Raw genomic sequence first — 22,214 nt, forward strand, 5'->3', positions numbered from 1 at the left:
TCCGCGATGCCTTTCTCTCTCCAGTCCCCAGACGGGGTGTGGACCTGCACGTCCGGTACGAGGGTGACGACGACCCCGAGAAATGTACCGCCCGGAAGCTCGCGCGGTTTGATCTCGCGGAGCTGCATCGCTCGGACCGCGCGACCCCGGCCGGTGTCGTTCTCAACCCTCACGCCGAGCGGGCGCTCTCGCCTGCCGACCGCAACCGCGCCATGCGCGCGCTGGTCGCACTCGACTGCTCCTGGGAGTCCGCCGGCGAGAAGCAGTTCACCATCGACGGCGACCACCGCGCGCTGCCGTATCTCGTCGCCGCCAACCCGGTGAACTTCGGGAAACCGATGCAGTTGACGACCGTCGAGGCGTTCGCTGCCGCGCTTACCATCCTCGGCGAACCTGACCACGCCGAACGCATCCTCGCGAAGTTCACCTGGGGCGAGACGTTCCTCGAACTCAACGAGGAGCCGCTGCGTCGCTACGCAGCCTGCGAGGATTCGGCCGAGGTCGTCGAGATCCAGCAGGAGTATCTGGACCGGTGAGTCGGGTTAATAAACTTCATAGCGCGATATAGAAATCGGCTTGGCTGGCGATAGCTCCCGCTGTGAACTGCGGTACGACTCTGCTCCCACCATTTGGCTACAGACCACACCTATCACGCAGCATAGTGCGCCTCGCCGACAGAACCCGTCGGGAGTGACGATGCGGTCGTGTGGCACTCTCGAACAGACCCGCTATAGGTTTCCGAATGTGCTCGCTGTGGGGCGATTGTCGCCATCGGCGGTCACAACTGGTAGCCGCACTGTCGGTAGCCATCAAGAGCGCCAGCGTTTCTTCGACAAAGTCACGGCGTTCACGCCTCGTCCGTCAGCCGTCCGGCCGGTCCGCTTCGTCCAGAAAGCCGTGATACGGACAGACGTACTCGTCGCGAATGAGCTGTTCGTCGACGATCTCCAGCCCGAGCGCGTCGAGGTCCTTGCTGATGCGGTTCAGGTCGTCGTGATCCTCGCCGATGGCGTTGACGTAGACGTTCCGGTGGCCCGTCATGATCTCCCGAACGGCCGTCACCCCGCGTATCTCGCGGGCCTGTTTCGCAAGTTCGTCCCGATCCGGGATGGGTGCGGTACAGATGATCTTCGTATACAGCGGGTAGCCGGCCAGATCGTAGTCGATGTCGACGTTGTAGCCACGGACGATCCCGCTCGTTTCGAGCTTCTTGAGCCGTGTCCGGATCGTGCTCGAGGAGAGGTCGAGCTTCTCAGCGATGTCGCTGGACGACGTCGCCCGCGCATCCTGCTGGAGGTAGTAGAGGATCTGCCTGTCGACGGTGTCCAGTTCGCCGTCTTTCATCTGATACACGGTGGTCCGGGGGGTGTATCAGTCTTGTTCTGTCCGGCTCGCCGTCGAACCTGCGATGTCGACCGACCTGTCGGCGACTGGATCCTGATGGGGACAGTCCTGTGACGAACCCACACAGTTGGTAGTCAATACCGAAAATTATCGGATATATTTTGACGACCCGTCAATTTAACCGACTCATTTATACACTTCCGTCATCTACGTTGGCGTAACGACCCGCATCGGCCCGCAGTGAGCGGACGACTGCGGCTCACAGAACCATGAACCTGACCCGACTCAGAGGGGGAGACCACTCAGTTGACCACGACGGACGCACGTACTACGTGCTCGGTGGCGGCCATCTCGGCGTCGCCGTCGCTCGGCGGCTTCTGGCGGACAGCGATTCCGTCACGCTCGTCGACGAACTGTCACCGGGCGAGCACCGGGGCTTACCGGAGACCGCCGTCGTTCACGGTGACCCGGCCGACACCGCAGTACTCGAAGAAGCAGGTCTCGGCAACGACTCGACGGTTATCGTTGCGACCCAGTCCGACAGCCGGAACCTGCTCATCGCACAGCTCGTTCGCACCACCTTCGACGACCCCAACATCGTCGTGTTGACCAACGTCCCGGACCGGTTCGATCTGATCGAACAGGCCGGACACGTGCCGGTCTGTGCGACGTCCGTACTCTCTGACGCGCTCGTGGATAACGCATGAAGGAACTCGAACGCGACCTCGGCTTACCCTCGGTGCTGGCCATCAGTATCGGCGCGATGATCGGGAGCGGTATCTTCATCCTGCCGGCGCTGGCGCTCAAAATCGCCGGCCCCGCCGTTATCGTCGCGTACGCCCTCGCCGGGCTGCTCGTCCTGCCGGCCGCGCTCTCGAAATCGGAGATGGCGACCGCGATGCCCGAGGCCGGCGGCACGTACATCTACATCGAGCGGGGGATGGGCCCGTTGCTCGGAACCGTCGCCGGTGTCGGCACGTGGTTCTCGCTCTCGTTCAAGGGCGCGCTCGCGCTCGTGGGCGGCGTCCCGTATCTCCTGCTCCTGCTCGACCTGCCGATGAAGCCGGTCGCGCTGGGGCTCGCGGGCGTGCTCATCCTCGTGAACATCGTCGGCGCGAAGCAGACCGGTCGGCTCCAGCTCGGCATCGTCGTCGTCATGCTGGCGGCGCTGGGCTGGTTCGCCGCCGGCAGCGCCCCGAGCGTCCAGTCGACCAACTACGTCGACTTCTTCGGCTACGGCGTCGGCGGCCTCTTCGCGGCGACGGGCCTGGTGTTCGTCTCCTACGCGGGCGTCACCAAGGTCGCGAGCGTCGCCGAGGAAGTCGAGAACCCCGGCCGGAACATCCCGCTGGGCATCCTCGGCTCGCTCGTGTTCACGACGGTGCTCTACGTCGCCATCGTGACGGTGCTCGTCGGGGTGACCGACCCCGGAAGCGTCGCCGGCACGTTGACGCCGGTGGCCGTCGCCGCCGAGCAGACGCTTGGCCAGGCTGGCGTCGTCGCCGTCATTTTCGCAGCTATCCTCGCGCTGATCTCGACGGCCAACGCGGGCATCCTCTCCTCGTCGCGCTACCCCTTTGCGATGAGCCGTGACAAGCTGGCGCCGCCTTCCCTCTCGTCGGTGAGCGACCGGTTCGGCACGCCCGTTACCTCGATCACGCTGACCGGTGCGGTGCTGCTGCTGCTCATCGCGTTCGTCCCGATCCTGGAGATCGCGAAGCTCGCGAGCGCCTTCCAGATCATGGTGTTCGGGCTCATCAATATCGCCCTCATCGCGTTCCGCGAGGGGAGCACGGAGTACGAGCCCGAGTTCACCTCGCCGCTCTACCCGTGGATGCAGATCTTCGGCGCGATCACGGGTGTGCTGCTGCTCACGCAGATGGGCACGATCGCGCTTCTCGGCGCCGCCGTCATCACCGGCGGGAGCATCGGCTGGTTCTTCGTCTACGTCCGCCCGCGGATCAGCCGCGAGGGTGTGGCGACGGACGCCATCCGCCGACAGGTCGGCCGGGATTCGCTCACGGAGATCGAGTCCGCGATGGCCGAGGACACCCGCGAGGTGCTCGTCGCGCTCACGAAGAACGGCGACGAGGCGCGGGAACGCGCCCTCATCGAACTGGCTGCGGACCTCGTCCAACCCGACGACGGGCGCGTCGTCGCGGTTCGGTTCCAGGAGATTCCCGACCAGGCACCGCTCACGGCTGACGCCGCCGTGCAGTCCGAGTCCGACGTCTCCTTCGAGACGCGGATGGGGGAACTCTCCACGGAACTCGACGTCGAGATCGAGGGCGACGAGATCGTAAGCCACGACACGAAACACGCCATCGTCAACTTCGCTGCGAACCGCGGCGTCGACACGATCGTCGCGGAACACGAGCCGCTACGCCTCCGCTCGCGGCTGCTGGGCGACCCCATCGACTGGGTGGTCCGGCACGCGCCGTGTCACGTCCTGCTGGTGGACAACCTCGGCTACGACCAGCCCCAGCACGTCGTGCTCTCGGGTGACCGCGGCCCGTACCCGCCGCTCGCGGTGAACGTCGCCGAGGCTATCACCATGGCCAACGACGGGGAGCTCTCGCTCTGGTACCCAGAGAACGACGAAAGCACCGACAAGCACAGACAGGCTGTCGGGGAGTACCAGTTCGAGCTCTCGGAGCTCCTCTCGGTTCCAGTGCAGGCCGAACCGCTCCGGACCGACGGCGGGAAGCCGTCCAACCCGGACCTGCTGGTGCGCCGCGGGACCAGCGGCGACGTCCGGAGCGCCATGTTCGACGACCGCCCGGTGTTCCCGAGCCCGGGCTGTACGACCGTCAGCGTCTACCCCCACGAGTCGGGGCAGCCGGGGTTCCTCCGGCGCCTCGTCGAGCGGGTCACGTTCAACTGACGGTCTCGACGCTGGTTCGTCCCTCGCTCCCGCCGCCGGCTGCTCAACTCGTCGAGTGCCGCATCACGGCGTACCGCCATCGACGCAAACCCTATCCTCCCGGCCACGTAACATGGTACCATGCCATTCGATCCGACTGCGCAGGGACTGGACGCCGACGAGGTCGAGGAGCGCGTGGCCGACGCCATCGAGACCAACGAGGTCGTTCTCTTCATGAAGGGCGACGAACTGATGCCCCAATGTGGCTACTCGAAGCGCGCGATCGGGCTGCTCCAGCAGTACCGCTCCGACGTCGGGACCGTCGACGTGCTCCAGAACCTCGACGCGTTCCGCGAGGCCCTCGAACCGCGCAGCGGCTGGGAGACCATCCCCCAGACGTTCGTCGACGGCGAGTTCGTTGGCGGCAGCGACATCCTCGCGGAACTGGACGAGCGCGGCGAACTCGCAGCGACGCTGAACGTCGACCCCGAGGAGGTCGAGACCGGCCCCTCCGACGCCGACACTGACGACGACACAAGCATCGACGCACCCTTCTAACCAGGCAGTCGTCTTCCTGCCCAGAAACACCGGTCTCCCGATTCTGGCCCTGCCCGAACGGACGCGTTTTTACGCGCTGGACGGGTAGAACCCGTAATCAATGACTTTCGAGGATCTTCCGACGACCCCCCGGTCGGAGGAGCTGCTGGATAAGGCTTTCTCGCGGGCCGCCCGGACGGGCCGGGCGAAGTCGCCCTACGAGGCCCAAGAGGCGATGCTGCGGACCGCCGCGAATATCCTGTCGGACAACCTGGAGAACGTCGTGACGGCGTGGCCGGACTTCGACTACGTCGACCCGTTCTACTACGAACTCGCCGACGCCATCGTCGAGGTCGACGAACTCCGGCAGGCGCTGAGCGAGGTGACCTGGGCGAGCCGCCAGATCGAGGAGTTCCGCTCGGAGTACACCACCAAGATCCGGAACTCGGACACGGACACCGCCCGAAAACACCGGAAGCAGGCGTTCGCCCGCATGGCCGACATCATGGACGAGATCGAGGACGACCTGCTCGAGATCGGGCAGGCACGGGACCAGCTGAAGACGCTGCCGGATATCCGGCCCGACGAGCCGGCGATCGTCGTCGCGGGCTACCCCAACGTGGGGAAGTCCTCGTTCGTCAACTACGTCACGAACGCTCGCAACGAGATCGAGTCCTACCCCTTCACCACGAAGGCGGTGCAGGTGGGCCACTTCGAGCACGACCGTATCCGCTACCAGATCGTCGACACGCCCGGGATTCTCGACCGCCCCCAGGAGGAGCGCAACGGGATCGAACGCCAGGCCGTTTCGGCGCTCGAGCATCTCGCAGACGCGGTGCTGTTCGTCCTCGACGCCTCGGGCGACTGTGGCTACCCCCTCGAGTCACAGCTCGAACTGCTGGCCGAAGTCGAGAGCCGGTTCGACGCCCCGATCATCACGGTCTGCAACAAATCCGACCGCTCGACGGAGGCGGAGGCGGACGTGTACATGAGCATCACCGAGGAGGAGAACATCGAGGAAGTCCTCGACATGGTCGTCGAGGCCATCGACTGGGAGACCGATCTGCCGCCGTCGCGGAACGCCTGACCGTCGGCGTTCCGCACCGGTGTCGCGAAACGCCTGACCGTCGGCGTTCCGCACCGGTGTCCCGTCTCGCTGAGCGCCCGTCCCCGCGGCTTTTCATCCGACTACGACGTCCCGCTGCTGGTCTCGACTGCGGTGTAATGGACCTCCACCTGCACGTCCTCGTCGGAGCCGAGGCCGAACGGGCGGTCGTCGATATCGGCGATGCGCTCGTAGATGCGGTCGACGAGCGTCGGGGGTTCCGTCCCCGGTGGGTGGCCGACGGTCACCACCACGCGTTCAGCGCTCCGGAAGGGGAAGGCTACGCCGTGTTCCACCTCGAAGGCGACCAGCGTGAGATCCGGTTCGGCGTCGATGAGCTCCGTGACCGACTCCCGAGCCTCGTCGGTGAACGTCGCCCGCTGATAGGAGGCGTAGGTGACGCTGCCGAGGAAGGAGGTGAGCAGCAGGATGACCAGCCCCAGCGTGGCGATCCGCTTGAGCGTCTCCCGACGAGCCTCCTCGGTTTTGAACCACTCCTCGGGCTGATACCCCTTGACCAGGAATACCGCCATCGCGGCGAAGTTGATAGAGAGGAAGTTCACCGCGACGAGTACCGCGGAGCCGAAGACGGCGGTCGGCCGCCCCCAGGCGATACCGATGCCGACCACCGCCGTCGGCGGGACCAGCGCCGCCGCGATCATGACGCCGACGAGCGCCGACGACACCCCCGAGGAGAGCGAGAGCGCGCCCGCGACGCCCGCGCCAAGCGCAACTGCGAGCGAGGGGACGCCGGGGGAGAGGCGCTCCTGCACCTCGTCGATCGCCAGCACTTCCATCGTCTCGAGGGGGATGACGTTACCGAACCGCAGCATCGCGGCGAACAGTGTTGCACCGCCAACTGCGATTACGCCGCCGACAGCCTGGAGCTTCACCCCGCGGACGAACAGCTCCCGGTCGTCGACGACCGAGCCGACGCTGGTCGCCATCGCTGGCCCGATGAGCGGCGCGATGACCATCGAGCCGACGACGACGGCCGCCGAGTCGAGCAGCAGCCCCGCGGTGGCGACGACGGCGCTGATGAACGTCATGATGAGAAACGGAATCCAGTCGGGCGAGAGCCCCTTTGCGCGCGTGACCAGTTCGTCGCGGGCGATGCGCTCACCCTCCTCCCCTTCCTCCCACTTCTTCTCCAGTTGCTCGTAGCGCTGGGAGATGACGGTCTCGGCGTTGATGACGACGGTGTAGGCGTCGCGGTCGATCCCCGCTTCCTCGCGTAGCTGGTCCAGCACCGTCTCCACGGCGCTGGTGGGCAGGGGGAACGAAACCACGGCAGTGTACTCCCGGCCGCTGGTCTCGTCGGACATCACGTAGTCGATGCTCCGACTGTCCAGCACGTCGAGCACCGCGTCCCGCTTCCCGGCGGGGACCATCACCTGAAGGAGTCGCACAGGTCAGCATCTCGGTGGGCCGGCAAATAAGCGCCGGTGGCACGGCGGAGCGCACGCGAACCGGGCTGATACACCGGCCCGACTGCCCACCAGCGCGGCGGAACGCTACTCGCCGACCATCGACCTGAACGCCGACTGCTCCGTGCGGGTTCCGATGGCGACGAGCACGTCGCCGACCTGGAGTTCGAACGACGGTTCGGGGTTCGACACCGTCTCCGTGCCGCGCTGGACGGCGATAATCGAGACGCCGGTTCCGCCGCGGATATTGGCGTCGTCGAGCCTCTCGCCGACGACTGGTGAGGTCGAGAATCCGCTCGCCGTCGGCTGACTCGTTCTCCCGGCGGAACAGCTCACACCGGCCGTCGTGGTGGACGACGACGTGACTGTCGCCCGAGAGCTCCAGTTCGAACCGCCGCCCGACGCCGGGATGTCCGTCTGGTAAACGGTCACGGACGGCGGTTCGGCTGGCGAGCGCAAAAACGTGCTGCCGCGGGCAGTGACATCCGGCCGACGCTGTCGCCCACGGCTCGTCGCGCTACGCCCGCCAGGCCACGTGCCGCTCGAGGGCGGCGAAAGCTGCATCAGCGACGCACCGAGCACTGTCATCACGAGCGGCCGCCGACACTGTCGGCAGAACGACACCGGCGAGAGCATCGGCTCGACGAGCCAACGGTCGCGTAGCCCCGGACATCGCCTCGGCCGGTCGTACTGGAAGGGTCCCGGCTGAACGGTGACTCGCTATCCCGGCATACGGTTTATGACGCCCGCTGCCAACTCGTAAGGGGTAACCACGAGGACGCGTTAGAACGCCCATGTCTTTCGAAAACCGGCCCGACCGGGACGCCGAGGTCGTCCTCGTCGGTCGGTCGAACGTGGGGAAATCGACACTGATGCGGGAGCTGACCGGTCACAGCTTCGATACTGGCCGGAAGCCGGGGGTGACGCGCCAGCCAAACCATTACGACTGGGCCGGCACGGACTTCATGTTCACCGACCTGCCCGGGTTCGGCTTCATGTCCGGCGTCGAAGCTGACCACCGCGAACAGATCAAGACGAACGTGGTGCGCTACATCGAGGAGAACGCCGAGAACATCCTGGCGGGAATCCTCGTCGTCGACGGGAAAGCCGTGATCGACATCATCGACCGCCACGAGCAGCGGGGGAACATCCCGCACGACGTGGAGATGTTCCAGTTCCTGCAGGAGGTCGACGTCGACCCGATCGTCGCCGTCAACAAGATGGACAAGGTCGACGACGAGGACGAGCGGCTCGACGATCTCTGTGACCGACTCGGCCTCTACCCGCCCTGGCAGCAGTGGCAGGAGATCATCTGTCCGATCTCGGCCAAGCGCGGGAACATCGACTCGCTCGAGGCGGTACTGCGCGACCGGTTCCACGAGGCAAAGCGCGACGAGCTGCTACAGTTCGTCTCCTGAGCGGAACCACGCGGTACCGCGACGCTCGACCGCCACTCAGCTGAGCCGCTCGCCGACGACCGTTCGAAGGTCAGTCGTGCGGAGGGGTTTCTGACGGAATGTGAGCCTCTCGGTTTCGCCAGCCGCCCGCCGGAGCCGGAGCGAGGGCTCCTCGGCCAGCAGCACGACCGAGAGCGCCTCGTCGAACAACGTCTCGACCAGCGCGGTCACGTCATCGCTGACGGTGTCGGTGTCGACGACGACGAGCTCTGCCCCACGTGCACCCGAGAGCACCGGGTTCAACTGCTCCGGCGACGTGACGGTGGTGACCGCATAGCCCGTGAGGGCGTCGCTCATCACCGCCATGTTCCGCCTGTTCTCACTCACGACCACGATCCGGTCTCTCCCCGGGAGGGAGTCCACCCCACCTGAGGCGGATTTCGATCCCTTCATCGTGTGTTGATCGACACCGTGTTCGGTACTAAGCTGTCTCCCTACCCTGTTAGGCCCCTCGGGCGCGCCGGGCACAGCGGGCTGTCGGCGCCCGGCGCCCGTTCGCGTAACGCTCTTCCGCGTCGGCCTCTCTTCCTCGGGTATGTCCGCGGTCACGGGCCCCCCCGAGGAGTTGGCCGCTCGCCGGGCGGAGCTCACGCCGATGCTCCAGCAGTACGTCGACCGCTGCCAGGAGCACGATGACGCGCTCGTCCTCTTCCGCGTGGGGGATTTCTACAAGACGTTCTGCGAGATCGCAGAGGAGGTCGCCCGGATCTGTGAACTCACCCTCATCGAGCGGGAGGACTCCACCGGCACGTACGCAGCCGCCGGCATCCCGGTCGACAACGCTGCCGAGTATCTCGACGCGCTGCTCGATGCGGGGCACCGCATCGCCATCGCCGACCAGGTCGAGGACCCCAGCGAGGTCACCGGTATCGTCGACCGAGCGGTGACGCAGGTCATCACCCCAGGCACCGTCGTCGACGACGAACTGCTTTCACCCGATTCCACCTACGTCGCGGCGGTCGTCGACGATGAGTCGGCAGCCGGCTCCGGCTCCGCCGTCGCCAGCATCGACGTCTCGACTGGTGACTGCCGGGTCACCAGCGCCCCGACCCGGGAGGCCGCACGCGAGGAGCTCGCGCGGGTCGCCCCGGCGGAGCTGCTGCTCGGCCCGAGCGTCACCAGCTTCGAGGTCGACTATCCGACGACTGGGTGGGACGAGGACGCGTTCGCCGCTGAGACCGCCCGCGAGCGGCTCTCGGCGTACACCGATCCAGGGCGGTTCACCCCCGTCGAGACGCGGGCGGTCGGCGGCCTGCTGGCCTACGCCGAGTACACGCAGGGCGGCGACGGCCCGCTCGAGTACGTCTCCCGCGTCGGGCGCTACGACCCGGCCGACCACCTCCAGCTCGACGGCGCCGCGCTGCGCAGCCTCGAACTGTTCGAGAACCGCGGCGGCGGCGAGCGGTCGGGCGATACGCTGTTCGACGTGGTGAACGAGACGGTCTGTGCGCTGGGTCGCCGCCGGCTGGAGGCGTGGCTCCGTCGCCCGCTGGTCGAGCGCGATGCCATCGAGGCGCGCCACCAGGCCGTCGCCGAACTCAGCGAGGCGACGCTGCTGCGCGAGGAGCTCCGGGACCGACTCAGCGTCGCCTACGACCTCGAACGGCTCGTCTCCCGGGTGTCGCGCGAACGGGCGAACGCGCGCGACCTGCGCTCGGTGGCTGCGACGCTCGCGGTCGTTCCCGACCTCACGGCGGCGCTTTCGGACGCCGAGGCGCCGCGGCTCCAGCAGCTTCGAGAAGAGCTGACCGAGCTCGGGGAGATGCGGGCGCTCATCGAGAGCGCCATCGCCGAGAACCCGCCACAGGAGATCACCGAGGGCGGTATCATCCGTGACGGGTTCGACAACGAACTCGACGAGGTGCGCAGCACCGAACGCGAGGGCCGCGAGTGGGTGGCGGAGCTGGAGCAGCAGGAGCGGGAACGCACCGGAATCGAGAACCTCGACGTGGGCCACAACCAGGTCCACGGCTACTACATCGAGGTGACCAACAGCCATCTCGATGAGGTGCCCGACGAGTATCGGCGGCGGCAGACGCTGAAGAACGCAGAGCGGTTCGTCACCCCGGCACTCCGCCGCCGGGAGGACGAAATTCTCGGCGCCGCCGAGCGCGCCGACGCGCTGGAGTACGACCGCTTCCGCGAGGTGCGCGCGGAGGTCGCCGACGCCGCCGACCGGCTGCAGGCGCTCGCAACCGGACTCGGCCGCCTCGATGCGCTGCTCTCGCTCGCGACGGTCGCCGTGGGTCCGGATTGGTGTCGTCCGACGTTCCATGACGGCGACGACGGCGACGAACCCCTCCAGATCGAGGCGGGGCGCCACCCTGTCGTCGCTCGTGCGCAGCCTGAGTTCGTCCCCAACGGCACGGAGCTCGCGCCAGGGAGCGTCGCGCTCATCACCGGGCCGAACATGAGCGGGAAATCCACCTACATGCGCCAGGTGGGGCTGATCGTCGTGCTCGCACAGGCGGGGGGGTTCGTCCCCGCCGAGTCGGCGTCGCTTCCCGTCGTCGACCGGGTGTTCACCCGCGTCGGCGCCAGCGACGACATCGCGGGCGGTCAGTCGACGTTCATGCGCGAGATGAGCGAACTCACCGATATCCTCCACGACGCAACCGAGGACTCGCTCGTCCTGCTCGACGAGGTGGGCCGCGGGACGTCGACGGCCGACGGCCTCGCTATCGCCCGCGCCGCGACGGAGTTCCTTCACGACGAGGTGGGCGGCCGCACGATGTTCGCGACCCACTATCACGACCTGACGGCACTCGCTGACGAGCGTGCGGGCGTGTTCAACCTGCATTTCACCGCCATGCGTGAGGGTAACGACGTGACGTTCCTCCACCGGGTCGACGAGGGGCCGTCCTCGTCGTCCTACGGGATCGAGGTCGCCCGAATGGCGGGGGTGCCGGAACCGGTGGTGGAGCGCTCGCGCGCGCTCGTCGACGAGAGCGCGGCGGGGGCGGCCACTGACCGAGCCCAGGCAGCGCCGGCAGAACCCCGAGCGGCTGAGAGCGAGGCACGACGCTCCGCTGGCCGCGAGACCCCGCCGGCGTCCGGCGACGGTGGTCGAACGGTCGAACCGCAGACTGACGCGGCGGAGATGGCCCAAACCGGCGGCCAGCAGACGCTCCCGGAGATCGTGAATGCGGCCCCGGACGGCTCCGAGCCGGCGGACGGAGAGCCAACCGCGGCCGAGGCGGAACTGGTCGAGGAGCTCAGGTCGCTCGACGTGGCTCGGACGACGCCACTCGAGGCGCTGAACCGTCTGCAGGAGCTCCAACAGCTCGTCGAGGACCAATGAGCAGCGAGAACGAACGGCCCCGGAACCGGGACGACCCGGCCGCAGTCCAGCGGCTGGACGAGGAGACGGTCGATCGCATCGCCGCCGGCGAGGTGGTGACTCGACCGGCGCGAGTGGTGGGCGAACTGCTCGACAACAGCCTCGACGCCGGCGCATCGTCGGTTCGTGTGGCGGTCGACGGCGACGGCACCGAGCACATCCGCGTCGCCGACGACGGTCACGGCATGCGTCGGGAGGACGCCCGTCTCGCCGTCGAGCGCCACGCGACGAGCAAGCTCCGTGACGCTGCGGAGCTCCAGTCTGCGACCAGCCTCGGCTTCCGCGGCGAGGCGCTGCCGAGTATCGCCGAGGCAGGCCGGCTCGAACTGGTCACGAGCGACGGGAGCGAGCCGGGAACGCGGCTGGTCGTCGAGGACGGCGAACCGGTGGTGACGGACACTGGCCGCGCCCGCGGCACCACCGTCGTCGTTCGTGACCTCTTCGCCGACCGGCCGGCCCGGCGCGAATCGCTCGGGAGCGCGGGGACGGAGTTCGCCCGGGTCTCAGACCTCGTCGCCCGCTACGCGCTCACCCGCCCGGACGTGGCGGTCTCGCTGATCCACGACGGCCGGGAGCTGTTCTCGACGCCTGGGAGCGGCGAGTACGCCGACGCGCTACTTTCGGTCTACGACCGACACGTCGCGTCGCGGTCGACGACGTTCACGCACGAGACACCGGTCGAAACTGCCGGCGAACACCAGCCGGTCCGCGTCGAGGGCGTGCTCGTCTACCCCTCGACCACCCGCTCGGACCGCTCGCACATCCGGACTGCGGTCAACCAGCGCCCGGTCGTCGACGAAGGGCTTCGCCGCGCGGTCGAACGAGCGTACGGCTCCCTGCTCCCTGATGGGCGGCACCCGGTCGCTGTCGTCGCCTGCGACCTCCCACCGGCGACCGTCGACGCCAACGTCCACCCGGCGAAAGCCGAGGTCGCGCTGTCAGTCCGCCAAGCGGTTGAGGCGGCGGTCGAGCGCGGCGTGAACGAGGCGCTGACGACCGCCGACCTCCGGCGCTCCGGCGAGCTCTCGATGGAGTTGGAGGAGTCCCTCGAAGCCAAAACCGGGGCGTCGGTGCTCGACGCGGCGACGGTGCTCGGGCAGTTTCAGGAGCTCTACATCCTGTGTCAGGAGGACGACGAACTGCTCGTGGTCGACCAGCACGCAGCCCACGAGCGCGTGAACTACGAGCGCCTGCAAGCGGCCGTCGAGGGTGCGGGCATCGAGACGGTGACGCTCGACCCGCCGGAGACGCTCTCGCTCTCGCCGGCAGCGGCGGCCGTCGTCGCCGACCGGGGCGACGCGCTTGCGACGCTGGGGTTCGAGGCGACGCCGTTCGGTGGGTCGACGGTGAAGCTCTCGACGGTACCGGCGCCGATGGGCCGACCGGCCGACGCCGACGCGTTCCGGGAGACGGTGGCGGCGATGGCCCGCGGGGCTGAGCCGGCGTCCGTACAGGACGACGTGCTCGCCGACCTGGCCTGTCACCCGTCGCTCAAAGCCGGCGACGAACTCTCGACGGAGCGTGCGGCGGCGCTCGTCGAGCGGGTGGGCCGGTGTGAGCAGCCGTTCGCCTGCCCACACGGGCGGCCAACGGTGCTCAGTATCGAGGCGGGAACGCTCGCGGCTGGGTTCGAGCGTGGCGCGCGGTAGCTACCACTGTTTGCAGTCCGGACAGACGAGCGCGTCCGGGTCGTCGACGCCCTCGCGATCCCCGGAGACGCCGCCCTCCCCAGCGCGCCAGCGTTTCTCGACCGTTTCCCCGCAGGCCGCACACGGTTCGCCGTCCGGCGATGAGGTGTAGGTCACCGAGGGGGGTTCTGCTGGATCGCTCTCGGCTGGCTCGTCGGCTGGCTCGACGGCTGATTCGTCCCCCTCGCTCGACTTACCTTCCCCGTCGCTGTCGTCGTCGCTCCCGAACGCAGACAGCGGCACGTCCTCGCTCATTACCGGTGGCTCTCGCCGGCGTGCCTTAGCGCTGGCGTCGCCGTCCCCACCGAAGCGAATCCTTTTCACGCCTGACCGGCCGAGAGCGAGGTATGGATAGTGGACACCCGCTGAGCGGCGTCACGGACCTCTGGGACGACACCATCGCGGATATGGAGGCCACGGCCGAGGAGTTCCGCGAGGAGGGGTGGGAGACAGTCGAACTCCACCCCGGCGCGGTGACGCCGCTCCCGGCCGGCGAGACCGAAGACGGCTACACCGACCCGCGGGTTGGGCTCGACGTGCTCGTTCCCGGCGACGAGTTCGAGGTAGTGAAGGAAGCCGTGGGGGGCGTCGAAGACGGTGATGGCGAGGCGCCGACCGCCGAAACCCAAACCCCAACCGAGTACGACGAGTACGAAGTGTTCCGCGCCCAGGCCGGCGAGGTGGTGTTCCTCGTCGTCGTGATGAAATCCCCGGATGTGGGGAAGGCGGTGCTGATACCGCTCTACTACGACCCCACCGATGCGGAGGAGACGCTTCGGCTGGTTCGAGAGCGCGACGAGATGCAGCTGTTCGTCCGCCCGCTCGACGACAGCGAGCGCGTGCTGTTCACCCAGCAGGAGCCCGACGCGCTGTTCCCCGAGGAGCCGGTCAGCGGGTAGCTCATTCACGGTCCCGTGACCGCGGGTCGAGCCACGCGCTCGCGAGGTCCGAGATCAGGCTGCCGCCGACGCCGACGACGGCGAGCACCATCGTCGAGCCGAGGATGAGCGGGATATCGTTTTCGCGGGCCGCGAAGTAGGCGAGCCAGCCGATGCCTTGGATGTTGAGCACCGACTCGACGACGACGGCCGCGAGCACGAGGACGGCGAACAGCTCCGCCGCGGTCATCGAGAGCACCGGGACGAGCACGTTTCTGAGCACGCGGCGGTCGATCGAGCCCGCCGAGAGCCCTTTCGCCCGGAGGAATCGGACGTACTCGGCGCCGTACTGGTCGACGCTTCGCGAGCGGGTGAGGCTCACCTGCCCGGCGAACAGCCCCGCGGCGACGATGCCTGCAGGGATGACCATCGTCCAGAGCAGGCCGCCCTCTCGGTAGCTCTCCGGGCCCAGAGCGGCGATGGCGAGCGCGGCGAGCCAGAACCCCGGCAGGCCGAGCAGGAGATAGCTCGCGGCGCGGCCGACCCGGTCGCTGACGCGTCCGCGGTAGCGCGCCGAGCGGAGGCCGGCGGCGACGCCGGCGACCCAGGCGACGATGGTCCCCGGGACGACGTAGGCGGCCGTGCGCCAGATGGCCTCGGAGACCGCGGCGGTGACCGGCTCCTCCACCGTCGGTGAGACACCCCAGCGGAACAGCGTCACGTTGACGAGCCAGTCAGTGTAGCGCTCCCAGAGCGGCGCATCACGCCCGCGTGCCGCCAGATACGTCGAGCGCATCTGGTCCAACTCGGCTTCGGAGGCGCCGCCCCACGCCGCTACCCCGAGCATCCCCTCGAGGTTGGCGTCGGGGGTAAGGACGATGACCAGGAACGTCAGCGAGATAACAAGATAGATGACGGCGACGGAGAACAGCAGCCGGGTCGCCACGCGCGAGCGCAGGCTCATCGGTGGCTGCGTGTGGAGGGTCGGGACTGGGGGAGGCGGTTGCGGGGGCGCATAGCTAAATTGTCGACGGTGTGGGTGATAAACGTTGTCGACTTTGAAAGTTTATCACCCGGCCGGGATTCCGTACGTGTAGCTGATGTCCGGCGCGTCCTCCAAGCTCCGGTATCGGGGCCGCCTGTTCGCCCTCTCGATGACCCTCGTGGTTGCCCTCGCGTACTACGACATCTTCCGCAACGAGGGGTTCACGCTCGGCACGTGGCTCGCATCGCCGATGGACTGGCTGTTCATCGCCGCCAACGTCGTGTTGCTGTTCTACGCCGTCGCCCCATTTCTCGTCGACCGGGAGCGGGCGGCGACGCTCTGGGGCCGGTTCAAAGCCCGGCCGGAGGCCGTCCTCGGGGTGATGTGGCTCGCGGTGATCTACGTCCTCGGCACCGTCGGCGTCGTGCTGGCGCCGGAGCCGACGCTCGACTTCCTCAACGCGAACCAGCCGCCGGTGTTCGGCTCGGTGTCGATGGAGCAGATCTACCAGTGCGGCGGGCAGGTCCTCGAGGGCCGCTGTTACGGCAGCTGGGCGTACCCGCTCGGGACCGACCTGAACGGCTACGACATGGGGCTGTTGTTGCTCCAGGGGCTCCACGTCACGCTCTACGTCGCCGTCATCTCGCTCGCGCTCATCGTGCCGCTGGCGCTGGTTATCGGCACCATCGCGGGCTACCGCGGCGGCTGGGTCGACAGCCTCTCGATGCGCTCGGTGGAGGTCCAGGACGCGGTGCCGCCGCTGGTGGTGTATCTGCTGGTCATCTTCATCACCGGCGAGTCGCTGCTGGTCATCCTGTTGCTCTTTGGCTTTCTCGGCTGGGGCGGCGCCGCCCGTATCGTCCGCAGTGAGAGCCGGCGGCTGCGGGACGCGGGCTACGTCGAGGCCTCACGCGTCCTCGGCGGCGACGACCGGCACGTGCTCAAAACCCACGTGTTCCCCGCAGTCTCCGGCGTCGCGGTACCCACGGCGACCCAGCAGGTGCCGATTCTACTGCTGACGGAGGCCGGCCTCGCCTTCCTCGGCCTGGAGGCGTTCGACCTGCAGTCGCTTGGCAACATCATCGCCCGCGGGACCGTCCGCGGCGAGGTGCCGATGCTGGCGAAATGGTGGGTGTCGGGGTTCGCCGTCGCGGCGCTTTCGGCGACGGTGCTGTCGTTCAAGTTCATCGGCGACGCGTTGGTCGAGGCGCTGGACCCCAGACTGGAGTGAATGGGCGGTATCCGGCGGCGAGATGGCAGTCTCGCCGCGCACAGACCGTCGGGCTTTTGCGCGCGGCTGCCGGATATCCGACGACCGATGGCCCGTTACCACATCGAGACGTACGGCTGCACGTCCAACCGGGGTGAGAGCCGGCAGATCGAGAGCGCGCTACGCGACGCCGGACATTACCGGGTGGACGGCCCGAAAGCCGCCGACGTGGCCATCCTCAACTCCTGCACCGTCGTCGAGAAGACCGAGCGAAACATGCTCCGCCGGGCCGAGGAACTGGCCGACGAGACGGCCGACCTCATCGTCACCGGCTGTATGGCGCTGGCCCAGGGCGACGAGTTCGCCGAGGCCAACCTCGACGCGCAGGTGCTTCACTGGGACGACGTCCCGACCGCCGTCACCAACGGCGAGTGTCCGACGCCCGGTCCCGGTGTCGAGCCGGTGCTCGACGGCGTCGTCGGCATCCTCCCCATCGCCCGGGGCTGTATGAGCAACTGCTCGTACTGCATCACGAAGCAGGCGACCGGGCGCATCGACTCCCCCTCCATCGACGAGAACGTCGAGAAGGCCCGCGCACTCGTCCACGCCGGCGCGAAGGAGCTCCGCGTCACCGGCCAGGACACCGGCGTCTACGGCTGGGACGACGGCGAGCGCGACCTGCCCGAACTCCTCGACCGCATCTGCGATATCGACGGCGAGTTCCGGGTTCGGCTCGGGATGGCCAACCCCGGCGGCATCCACGGCATCCGCGAGGAGCTTGCCGCGGTGTTCGCCGAGAACGAGAAGCTCTACGACTTCCTCCACGCGCCGGTGCAGTCCGGCAGTGACGAGGTGCTCGAGGAGATGCGTCGCCAGCACCGCGTCGACAAGTTCCTCGAAGTGGTCGAGACGTTCGACGACTCCCTGGCCCACTGGACGCTCTCGACCGACTTCATCGTCGGCTTCCCCACGGAGACCGATGCCGACCACGAGCAGTCGATGGCGCTGTTCCGCGAGGTACGCCCGGAGAAGGTGAACATCACCCGGTTCTCCAAGCGCCCCGGGACGGACGCAGCCGAAATGAAGGGTCTGGGCGGCCAAACGAAGAAAGACCGCTCGAAGGCGATGAGCGAGCTGAAGCGCGACATCGTCGCCGAGGCCTACGAGGAACTCATCGGGACAACCCGTGAGGTGCTGGTTGTCGAGGAGGGGACCGGCGATTCGGTGAAGTGCCGGGATTCAGCCTACCGACAGCTCATCGTGCAGAACGCCAGCGAGCACGGCCTCGAACCCGGCGACTTCGCCGAGGTCGAGGTGACGGGCCACCAGACGGTGTACGCGTTCGCAGCCCCGGTCTGAGGCTGTTCGGCCGCTCACCTGCAGACACAAAGTTTGTTACGTGTCAACCGAGAGTCGCAATCGATGCCCTCCAGACGCAGGTACCTCACAGCTGTTTCCGCAGTTCTCATCGGCCTCGCCGGCTGCACATCGGGACCCGGTGGAACCGTCACGACGACCGAGACCGAGCCAACAGACACCGAGCCGAAGAAGTCGCCGTCGGGGACACCGACTGAACCACCCGAAGCGGCCAAGCGAAGCGTCGGCGGCGACACCGTCGCCGTCACGGATATCGTCGTGAAAAAGGCCGTCACCTATCAGTCGACGATGGGCTCGGGTGGCGTGGTCGCGGTCGAGGGGAAACAGTTTGTCGTCGCCAGCGTCCAGAGCGACGCCGAGCTCTCGATGGATGCGTTCTCCCTGCGCGCGGCCGGCGACGAGTGGGTCGCCGGCACGCTCGAGGACACAGGCGCGACGAACTACGCCGTCGAAGGCCACGAGGGCGGCCCGCTCGGGAAACCGATCGGTGGCGACGGCCCGAACTACGTCGTCTTCGAGATCCCTTCGCCGCTCGATGTCGCCGAGTCCGTCATCCACCTCGACCACAACGGCGAGAGCGCCGAGTGGGCGCTCGGCGACGACGCTGTCACAACGCTCGCGGCGCCGGAACCGAGCTTCGAACTCGACTCGCTTTCTGCGCCCGACAGCGTGCGTCAGGGCGACCAGATGGACGTGAGCCTGACAGTCTCGAACAGCAGCGACACCGACGGGCGGTTCCTCGCGGCCGTCTACTGGCCGACCGAACTCATCGCTGACGACGACGAGTCCCACATCGTCGAGACCGCCATCGACACCGGTGCGACGACGACCCAGTCGCTCTCTATCGACACCGAGTACACCACCAACGAGGACGGCCCGATCACGCTTCGGGTCGGGGGCCACGTCTCCGCTGAAACCGAGGTGGTGGTGGAGGACGCCAGCACACCCGACTGAGACGAAGTATCAGTGAGATGGGAAGTAGCTGCCGTGGAACCCGAACGGGACGATGTGGGGGAGCGGTGCCCGTGCGAGTTCGGTGAGATCGCCGTCGAGGACGAGGAGGAACGAGCGCTCGCCGACGGTGTCGAGACAGAGCGAGAGGACAACGCCGTCGATCTCCCCGTCCCCACCGGGTCGGGAGACGAACACCGGTTCGCCGGAGAAGACGCCCAGTTCCTCCCAGCGCCGGCTCTCGCCCGTCGACACGTCGACTCTGACGAGCGCGTTCCCATCGGTCATCTCCGTCGACTGGGCGAACACGTGCTCGTAGGGCTGCATGTGGCTCTCGGGGGAGAACCGCGGCATCTCCACGTCGCCGGCGAGGCGGTCGTAGCTGGCTTTACCCGCGCCGAGCGGGAGCCGGTAGCGCCGGAGTTCGCCGGAGGGGAAGCCGCCGTCGGCCGCACGAAGCGCACCCATCGAGAGGTCGGTGATCGCGCTCGCGTCGTCGTACGCAACGAGGTCGAGGACCAGTTCGTCGGCGCTGGCCCCCTCCCCGTCGCCGGTTTCGAACGCGTTCGCGGTGTGGAAGCTGAAAAAGGGCGACACGCGACGTTCCTCGACGAGTTCGCCGCTGTCGCGGCGGAAGATACGGAAGCGGGCCCCACGACTCGGTTTCCAGTCGTAGTTGTCGATGAACCCACCCTGCCCCGGCAGGAGGAACTTTGATGGATGGGTGATCAGCGGCGGTTCGACGAGCACAGCGTAGTTTCGGGTGAGCGCGAAGCTGTGCATGTACGCGGGACGGTTCACGTCGACTCTGGCGACCGCTTCGCGTCGGGTGGTTCCCTCGGGGATGCGGAACAGAACGTACTCGCTGGTCCGCCCGAACTTCGTGAAGTAGCCCCAGTGCTCGCCAGTGTCAGCGTCGCGCTGGAGGTGCGCGGTGACGTGGTGGGCGGTTAGCTCGTCATCGTAGCTGAGCGGGCCGCGGTACGTCAGTCGCTCCGGGTCGAGTCGGATCCAGTTTGGCGTCTCGGTGAGTGCAACGAGGTCGCCATCGAGGCGAGTAGCGTGGACGTTCGCATTGTCGGTTGCATCCCCCGTGAGCATCGCTTTCAGCTTCCCGAGATAGCTGCCCGAGGAGGAGAACTGGCCGGCGAAGCTCCCGTCGCCGACGGCCTTGCGGTAGGCGTCGGTGCGGGGGAACTGGTTGGTGTAGCGTAGCTCGCCGTCGTCGAACTGGAAGCGGACGAGGTGTGCGAGTCCGTCGAACCAGTGGTCCGCCTCGGCGTCGTCGGTGCGCCAGCGTGCCGGGCCGTTCCGGACGAAGCTGCCGTCGAGCCAGCCGGGGAGCCTGCCCTCTACCTCGAGTCGGCGGTCCCGGACCTCTTCGGTCAGGTCGCGAAAGCCGAGCTCGTAACCAGTCATAGCTCCCTCTGTGGCGCGCGGGGGATTAAGCGCTCGCCCGAATCGGGCGGATTGGAGTTGCCGAGCGGTTCAGGTGGCTCCCTCCCGTTCGTCGCGCCATTTTCCCTCCTTCCACTCCCCGAGTTCCTTCGGATCCACGTGGACGAACGCGTCGTCGACCTCCGGAATCTCGCGGATGGCGTTGATCACGTCGGTCTCGATGTCGTGGGCTTCCCGGATCGTCAGGTCCCCCTGCACCTCGATGTGGAGGCTCACGTCCACCTCCGGGCCGACGTAGTGGGCGATCACGTCGTGTGCGCCCTCGACTTCGGGCTGTTCGAGTGCGGCGGCGACGATATCGTCGCGCAACGACTCCGGCGGGGCGGCGCCGACGAGATAGTCGAGGTTGTCTCGGACGATATCCACCCCCGTCAGCAGGATGCCTCCGCCGACGACGACGGCTGCGACGGGGTCGAGCACGGGGAACCCGACCGCCGCGCCGCCGGCGCCGACGAGCGCGGCCAGCGCGGTCAGGACGTCCGTGCGGTTATCTTTGGCCGTCGCGATCAGCGCGGGCGAGCGGTGCTCCTCGCCGACGCCCAGGCAGTAGCGGTAGAGCCCGTACTTCGCGATTGCGCCGGCGCCGAGCACGACCGCCGCCAGCGGGGATGTGGCGGCGTAGCTCCCTTCAACCAGCGAGGCTGTGCCGGTCCAGATGACGCCGATGCCGGCGCCGAACACCCCGACGGCGACAAACAGGGCGACGAACGGCTCGATACGCTCGTGGCCGTGGGGGTGTTCGAAATCCGGGGGGCGGGTGGTGAGATAGAGTCCGGCGACGACGACAGCGCTGTAGAGGGCGTCGGCGGCGCTGTTGACGGCCTCGGAGCCGAGCGCCAGGCTGCCGGTCTCCAGCCAGAACCCGGCTTTGGCGAGGGCGAGGGCTGCGTTGGCGACGAGGACGACGAGGCCAACCCGGCGAACCACCTGCTTGCGTTCCATCCGGAGGTACTGCTGGCGGCTTCGTACTTGAACCCCGGTACTTGGTGTTCTTGGTACGTGGATTCGGTTCGGCTTCTGCGGTCTCGACGACGGTTCGGTACAGCAACGGTACCGCGAACGTCACCGCGCTGATGCTCGCACACTTGAACCGCACCGCTCCCGCCCCGCGGCCCCACGCCTCCCCATCCGACTCGCTCAGGGTTACCCCTCGCTCGGCCTCCGAGAGAGCACGCTCTCTCGTGCTCTCGCTCGTTTCACTCGCGAGACCCTCGCGCTGGCTCGCGCCACGAGGGCGCCGCGGTCGCGGTGCGGTTTGCAGCGCGCGCTCGCCGTCGCCGCGAGGCGGGCGGGAGCCGACGGCTCTCGGTGCTTCCCGCTCGCGTTCGATCCCGGGAACGCGCGGGGGGCGTGGGGAACGGTGCTGTGCCGGGCCTCGTGCCCGGTACCCTGCAGTCCAAGTGTCCAAGCACACTCCGCGGTCGTGTTCGCGGTGCTGCCTGTTTGTTCACAGGGAATCTCTCCTACGAATCCACTCATAGTGATTACTGCGAATAGGGTCATCGACGGTGTCGAACGACGCCGGTTCAGGGGCTCCCATCACCGACACGGATGGTCACGGCGGGACAGACTCGCCGTAATCACTATCAGTACA

General features: G+C 67.6%; 20 protein-coding genes. 12 read left to right on the top strand and 8 right to left on the bottom strand.

Going from position 1 to position 22,214, the window contains the following annotated elements:
* The first annotated feature begins 38 nt into the window (after positions 1–38).
* A complete protein-coding gene (locus tag V5A38_RS02840; protein WP_332324235.1) occupies positions 39–536 on the top strand; it encodes a DUF367 family protein in 498 nt (165 codons plus the stop codon).
* A gap of 325 nt (positions 537–861) precedes the next feature.
* On the opposite strand, the gene V5A38_RS02845 is transcribed toward V5A38_RS02840, so the two are convergent.
* On the bottom strand, positions 862–1,344 hold the full coding sequence (locus V5A38_RS02845) for an Lrp/AsnC family transcriptional regulator (protein ID WP_332324236.1): 483 nt from the start codon (positions 1,342–1,344) through the stop codon (positions 862–864).
* Positions 1,345–1,613: 269 nt separating this feature from the next.
* On the opposite strand from V5A38_RS02845, the gene V5A38_RS02850 reads away from it, so the two are divergent.
* From V5A38_RS02850 to V5A38_RS02865, 4 genes are all read left to right on the top strand, one after another.
* Positions 1,614–2,051: an NAD(P)-binding protein gene (locus V5A38_RS02850; RefSeq protein ID WP_332324237.1), complete on the top strand. Its 438-nt coding sequence runs from the start codon at positions 1,614–1,616 to the stop codon at positions 2,049–2,051.
* Positions 2,048–4,228, top strand: coding sequence for a universal stress protein (locus V5A38_RS02855; RefSeq protein WP_332324238.1), 2,181 nt, complete (start codon positions 2,048–2,050; stop codon positions 4,226–4,228). The genes V5A38_RS02850 and V5A38_RS02855 overlap by 4 nt, the downstream gene beginning before the upstream one ends.
* A 120-nt stretch (positions 4,229–4,348) precedes the next feature.
* Positions 4,349–4,765 carry a glutaredoxin family protein gene (locus tag V5A38_RS02860; RefSeq protein WP_345786269.1) on the top strand — a complete coding sequence of 139 codons (417 nt, stop codon included), beginning with the start codon at positions 4,349–4,351 and terminating at the stop codon, positions 4,763–4,765.
* A 100-nt stretch (positions 4,766–4,865) separates the two neighbouring features.
* Positions 4,866–5,831 carry an NOG1 family protein gene (locus V5A38_RS02865; RefSeq protein ID WP_332324239.1) on the top strand — a complete coding sequence of 322 codons (966 nt, stop codon included), beginning with the start codon at positions 4,866–4,868 and terminating at the stop codon, positions 5,829–5,831.
* Between the two features lie 101 nt (positions 5,832–5,932).
* Here the strand turns inward: V5A38_RS02865 and V5A38_RS02870 are convergent, their stop codons facing one another.
* Positions 5,933–7,258 (bottom strand): TIGR00341 family protein, encoded by a 1,326-nt coding sequence (locus tag V5A38_RS02870; RefSeq protein ID WP_332324240.1) that lies wholly within the window; start codon positions 7,256–7,258, stop codon positions 5,933–5,935.
* 105 nt (positions 7,259–7,363) lie between these two features.
* Positions 7,364–7,708 carry a TrkA C-terminal domain-containing protein gene (locus V5A38_RS02875; protein ID WP_332324241.1) on the bottom strand — a complete coding sequence of 115 codons (345 nt, stop codon included), beginning with the start codon at positions 7,706–7,708 and terminating at the stop codon, positions 7,364–7,366.
* A gap of 362 nt (positions 7,709–8,070) precedes the next feature.
* Here V5A38_RS02875 and engB point away from each other — a divergent pair, with 362 nt between their 5' ends.
* A complete protein-coding gene (gene engB / locus V5A38_RS02880) occupies positions 8,071–8,694 on the top strand; it encodes a GTP-binding protein EngB (protein WP_332324242.1) in 624 nt (207 codons plus the stop codon).
* 36 nt (positions 8,695–8,730) lie between these two features.
* Here engB and V5A38_RS02885 read toward each other — a convergent pair whose 3' ends face one another.
* Positions 8,731–9,060, bottom strand: a complete 330-nt coding sequence (locus V5A38_RS02885) for a hypothetical protein (protein WP_332324243.1) — start codon at positions 9,058–9,060, stop codon at positions 8,731–8,733.
* A gap of 208 nt (positions 9,061–9,268) precedes the next feature.
* Here V5A38_RS02885 and mutS point away from each other — a divergent pair, with 208 nt between their 5' ends.
* Together mutS and mutL are read left to right on the top strand one after the other, a co-directional pair.
* A complete protein-coding gene (gene mutS / locus V5A38_RS02890; protein WP_332324244.1) occupies positions 9,269–12,034 on the top strand; it encodes a DNA mismatch repair protein MutS in 2,766 nt (921 codons plus the stop codon).
* Positions 12,031–13,722 carry a DNA mismatch repair endonuclease MutL gene (gene mutL, locus V5A38_RS02895; RefSeq protein WP_332324245.1) on the top strand — a complete coding sequence of 564 codons (1,692 nt, stop codon included), beginning with the start codon at positions 12,031–12,033 and terminating at the stop codon, positions 13,720–13,722. The genes mutS and mutL overlap by 4 nt, the downstream gene beginning before the upstream one ends.
* On the opposite strand, the gene V5A38_RS02900 is transcribed toward mutL, so the two are convergent.
* Entirely contained in the window at positions 13,723–14,016 is a 294-nt protein-coding gene (locus V5A38_RS02900; protein ID WP_332324246.1) for a hypothetical protein, read from the bottom strand.
* Positions 14,017–14,108: 92 nt separating this feature from the next.
* Between V5A38_RS02900 and V5A38_RS02905 the strand changes: the two genes are divergently transcribed.
* Positions 14,109–14,660 (top strand): hypothetical protein, encoded by a 552-nt coding sequence (locus V5A38_RS02905; protein WP_332324247.1) that lies wholly within the window; start codon positions 14,109–14,111, stop codon positions 14,658–14,660.
* Between the two features lies 1 nt (position 14,661).
* Here the strand turns inward: V5A38_RS02905 and V5A38_RS02910 are convergent, their stop codons facing one another.
* Entirely contained in the window at positions 14,662–15,603 is a 942-nt protein-coding gene (locus V5A38_RS02910) for an ABC transporter permease (RefSeq protein ID WP_332324248.1), read from the bottom strand.
* Positions 15,604–15,739: 136 nt separating this feature from the next.
* On the opposite strand from V5A38_RS02910, the gene V5A38_RS02915 reads away from it, so the two are divergent.
* The 3 genes from V5A38_RS02915 (at position 15,740) to V5A38_RS02925 (ending at position 19,165) form a co-directional block, all read left to right on the top strand.
* Complete coding sequence (locus V5A38_RS02915; RefSeq protein WP_332324249.1) at positions 15,740–16,855, top strand: ABC transporter permease; 1,116 nt, start codon at positions 15,740–15,742, stop codon at positions 16,853–16,855.
* 87 nt (positions 16,856–16,942) lie between these two features.
* A complete protein-coding gene (locus tag V5A38_RS02920; protein ID WP_332324250.1) occupies positions 16,943–18,193 on the top strand; it encodes a tRNA (N(6)-L-threonylcarbamoyladenosine(37)-C(2))-methylthiotransferase in 1,251 nt (416 codons plus the stop codon).
* A 63-nt stretch (positions 18,194–18,256) separates the two neighbouring features.
* Positions 18,257–19,165: a hypothetical protein gene (locus tag V5A38_RS02925; RefSeq protein WP_332324251.1), complete on the top strand. Its 909-nt coding sequence runs from the start codon at positions 18,257–18,259 to the stop codon at positions 19,163–19,165.
* Between the two features lie 9 nt (positions 19,166–19,174).
* Here the strand turns inward: V5A38_RS02925 and V5A38_RS02930 are convergent, their stop codons facing one another.
* The gene (locus tag V5A38_RS02930; RefSeq protein ID WP_332324252.1) at positions 19,175–20,581 is read right to left on the bottom strand and encodes a carotenoid oxygenase family protein; all 1,407 of its coding nucleotides are present in this window, start codon (positions 20,579–20,581) and stop codon (positions 19,175–19,177) included.
* A 69-nt stretch (positions 20,582–20,650) separates the two neighbouring features.
* Positions 20,651–21,562 carry a cation diffusion facilitator family transporter gene (locus tag V5A38_RS02935; RefSeq protein WP_332324253.1) on the bottom strand — a complete coding sequence of 304 codons (912 nt, stop codon included), beginning with the start codon at positions 21,560–21,562 and terminating at the stop codon, positions 20,651–20,653.
* Between the last annotated feature and the right edge of the window lie 652 nt (positions 21,563–22,214).

It is taken from the genome of Halolamina sp. (assembly GCF_036626355.1).
Taxonomy (GTDB): Archaea; Halobacteriota; Halobacteria; order Halobacteriales; family Haloferacaceae; genus Halolamina.

What these genes read in the sequence shown, in the direction of transcription:
- V5A38_RS02865 (WP_332324239.1), top strand. Translation starts at nt 4,866, where the DNA reads ATGACTTTCGAGGATCTTCCGACGACCCCCCGGTCGGAGGAGCTGCTG.
- V5A38_RS02920 (WP_332324250.1), top strand. Translation starts at nt 16,943, where the DNA reads ATGGCCCGTTACCACATCGAGACGTACGGCTGCACGTCCAACCGGGGT.
- V5A38_RS02900 (WP_332324246.1), bottom strand. Translation starts at nt 14,016, where the DNA reads ATGAGCGAGGACGTGCCGCTGTCTGCGTTCGGGAGCGACGACGACAGC.
- mutL (WP_332324245.1), top strand. Translation starts at nt 12,031, where the DNA reads ATGAGCAGCGAGAACGAACGGCCCCGGAACCGGGACGACCCGGCCGCA.
- V5A38_RS02915 (WP_332324249.1), top strand. Translation starts at nt 15,740, where the DNA reads ATGTCCGGCGCGTCCTCCAAGCTCCGGTATCGGGGCCGCCTGTTCGCC.
- V5A38_RS02935 (WP_332324253.1), bottom strand. Translation starts at nt 21,562, where the DNA reads ATGGAACGCAAGCAGGTGGTTCGCCGGGTTGGCCTCGTCGTCCTCGTC.
- engB (WP_332324242.1), top strand. Translation starts at nt 8,071, where the DNA reads ATGTCTTTCGAAAACCGGCCCGACCGGGACGCCGAGGTCGTCCTCGTC.
- V5A38_RS02905 (WP_332324247.1), top strand. Translation starts at nt 14,109, where the DNA reads ATGGATAGTGGACACCCGCTGAGCGGCGTCACGGACCTCTGGGACGAC.
- V5A38_RS02845 (WP_332324236.1), bottom strand. Translation starts at nt 1,344, where the DNA reads ATGAAAGACGGCGAACTGGACACCGTCGACAGGCAGATCCTCTACTAC.
- V5A38_RS02910 (WP_332324248.1), bottom strand. Translation starts at nt 15,603, where the DNA reads ATGAGCCTGCGCTCGCGCGTGGCGACCCGGCTGCTGTTCTCCGTCGCC.
- V5A38_RS02930 (WP_332324252.1), bottom strand. Translation starts at nt 20,581, where the DNA reads ATGACTGGTTACGAGCTCGGCTTTCGCGACCTGACCGAAGAGGTCCGG.
- mutS (WP_332324244.1), top strand. Translation starts at nt 9,269, where the DNA reads ATGTCCGCGGTCACGGGCCCCCCCGAGGAGTTGGCCGCTCGCCGGGCG.
- V5A38_RS02925 (WP_332324251.1), top strand. Translation starts at nt 18,257, where the DNA reads ATGCCCTCCAGACGCAGGTACCTCACAGCTGTTTCCGCAGTTCTCATC.
- V5A38_RS02860 (WP_345786269.1), top strand. Translation starts at nt 4,349, where the DNA reads ATGCCATTCGATCCGACTGCGCAGGGACTGGACGCCGACGAGGTCGAG.
- V5A38_RS02850 (WP_332324237.1), top strand. Translation starts at nt 1,614, where the DNA reads ATGAACCTGACCCGACTCAGAGGGGGAGACCACTCAGTTGACCACGAC.
- V5A38_RS02855 (WP_332324238.1), top strand. Translation starts at nt 2,048, where the DNA reads ATGAAGGAACTCGAACGCGACCTCGGCTTACCCTCGGTGCTGGCCATC.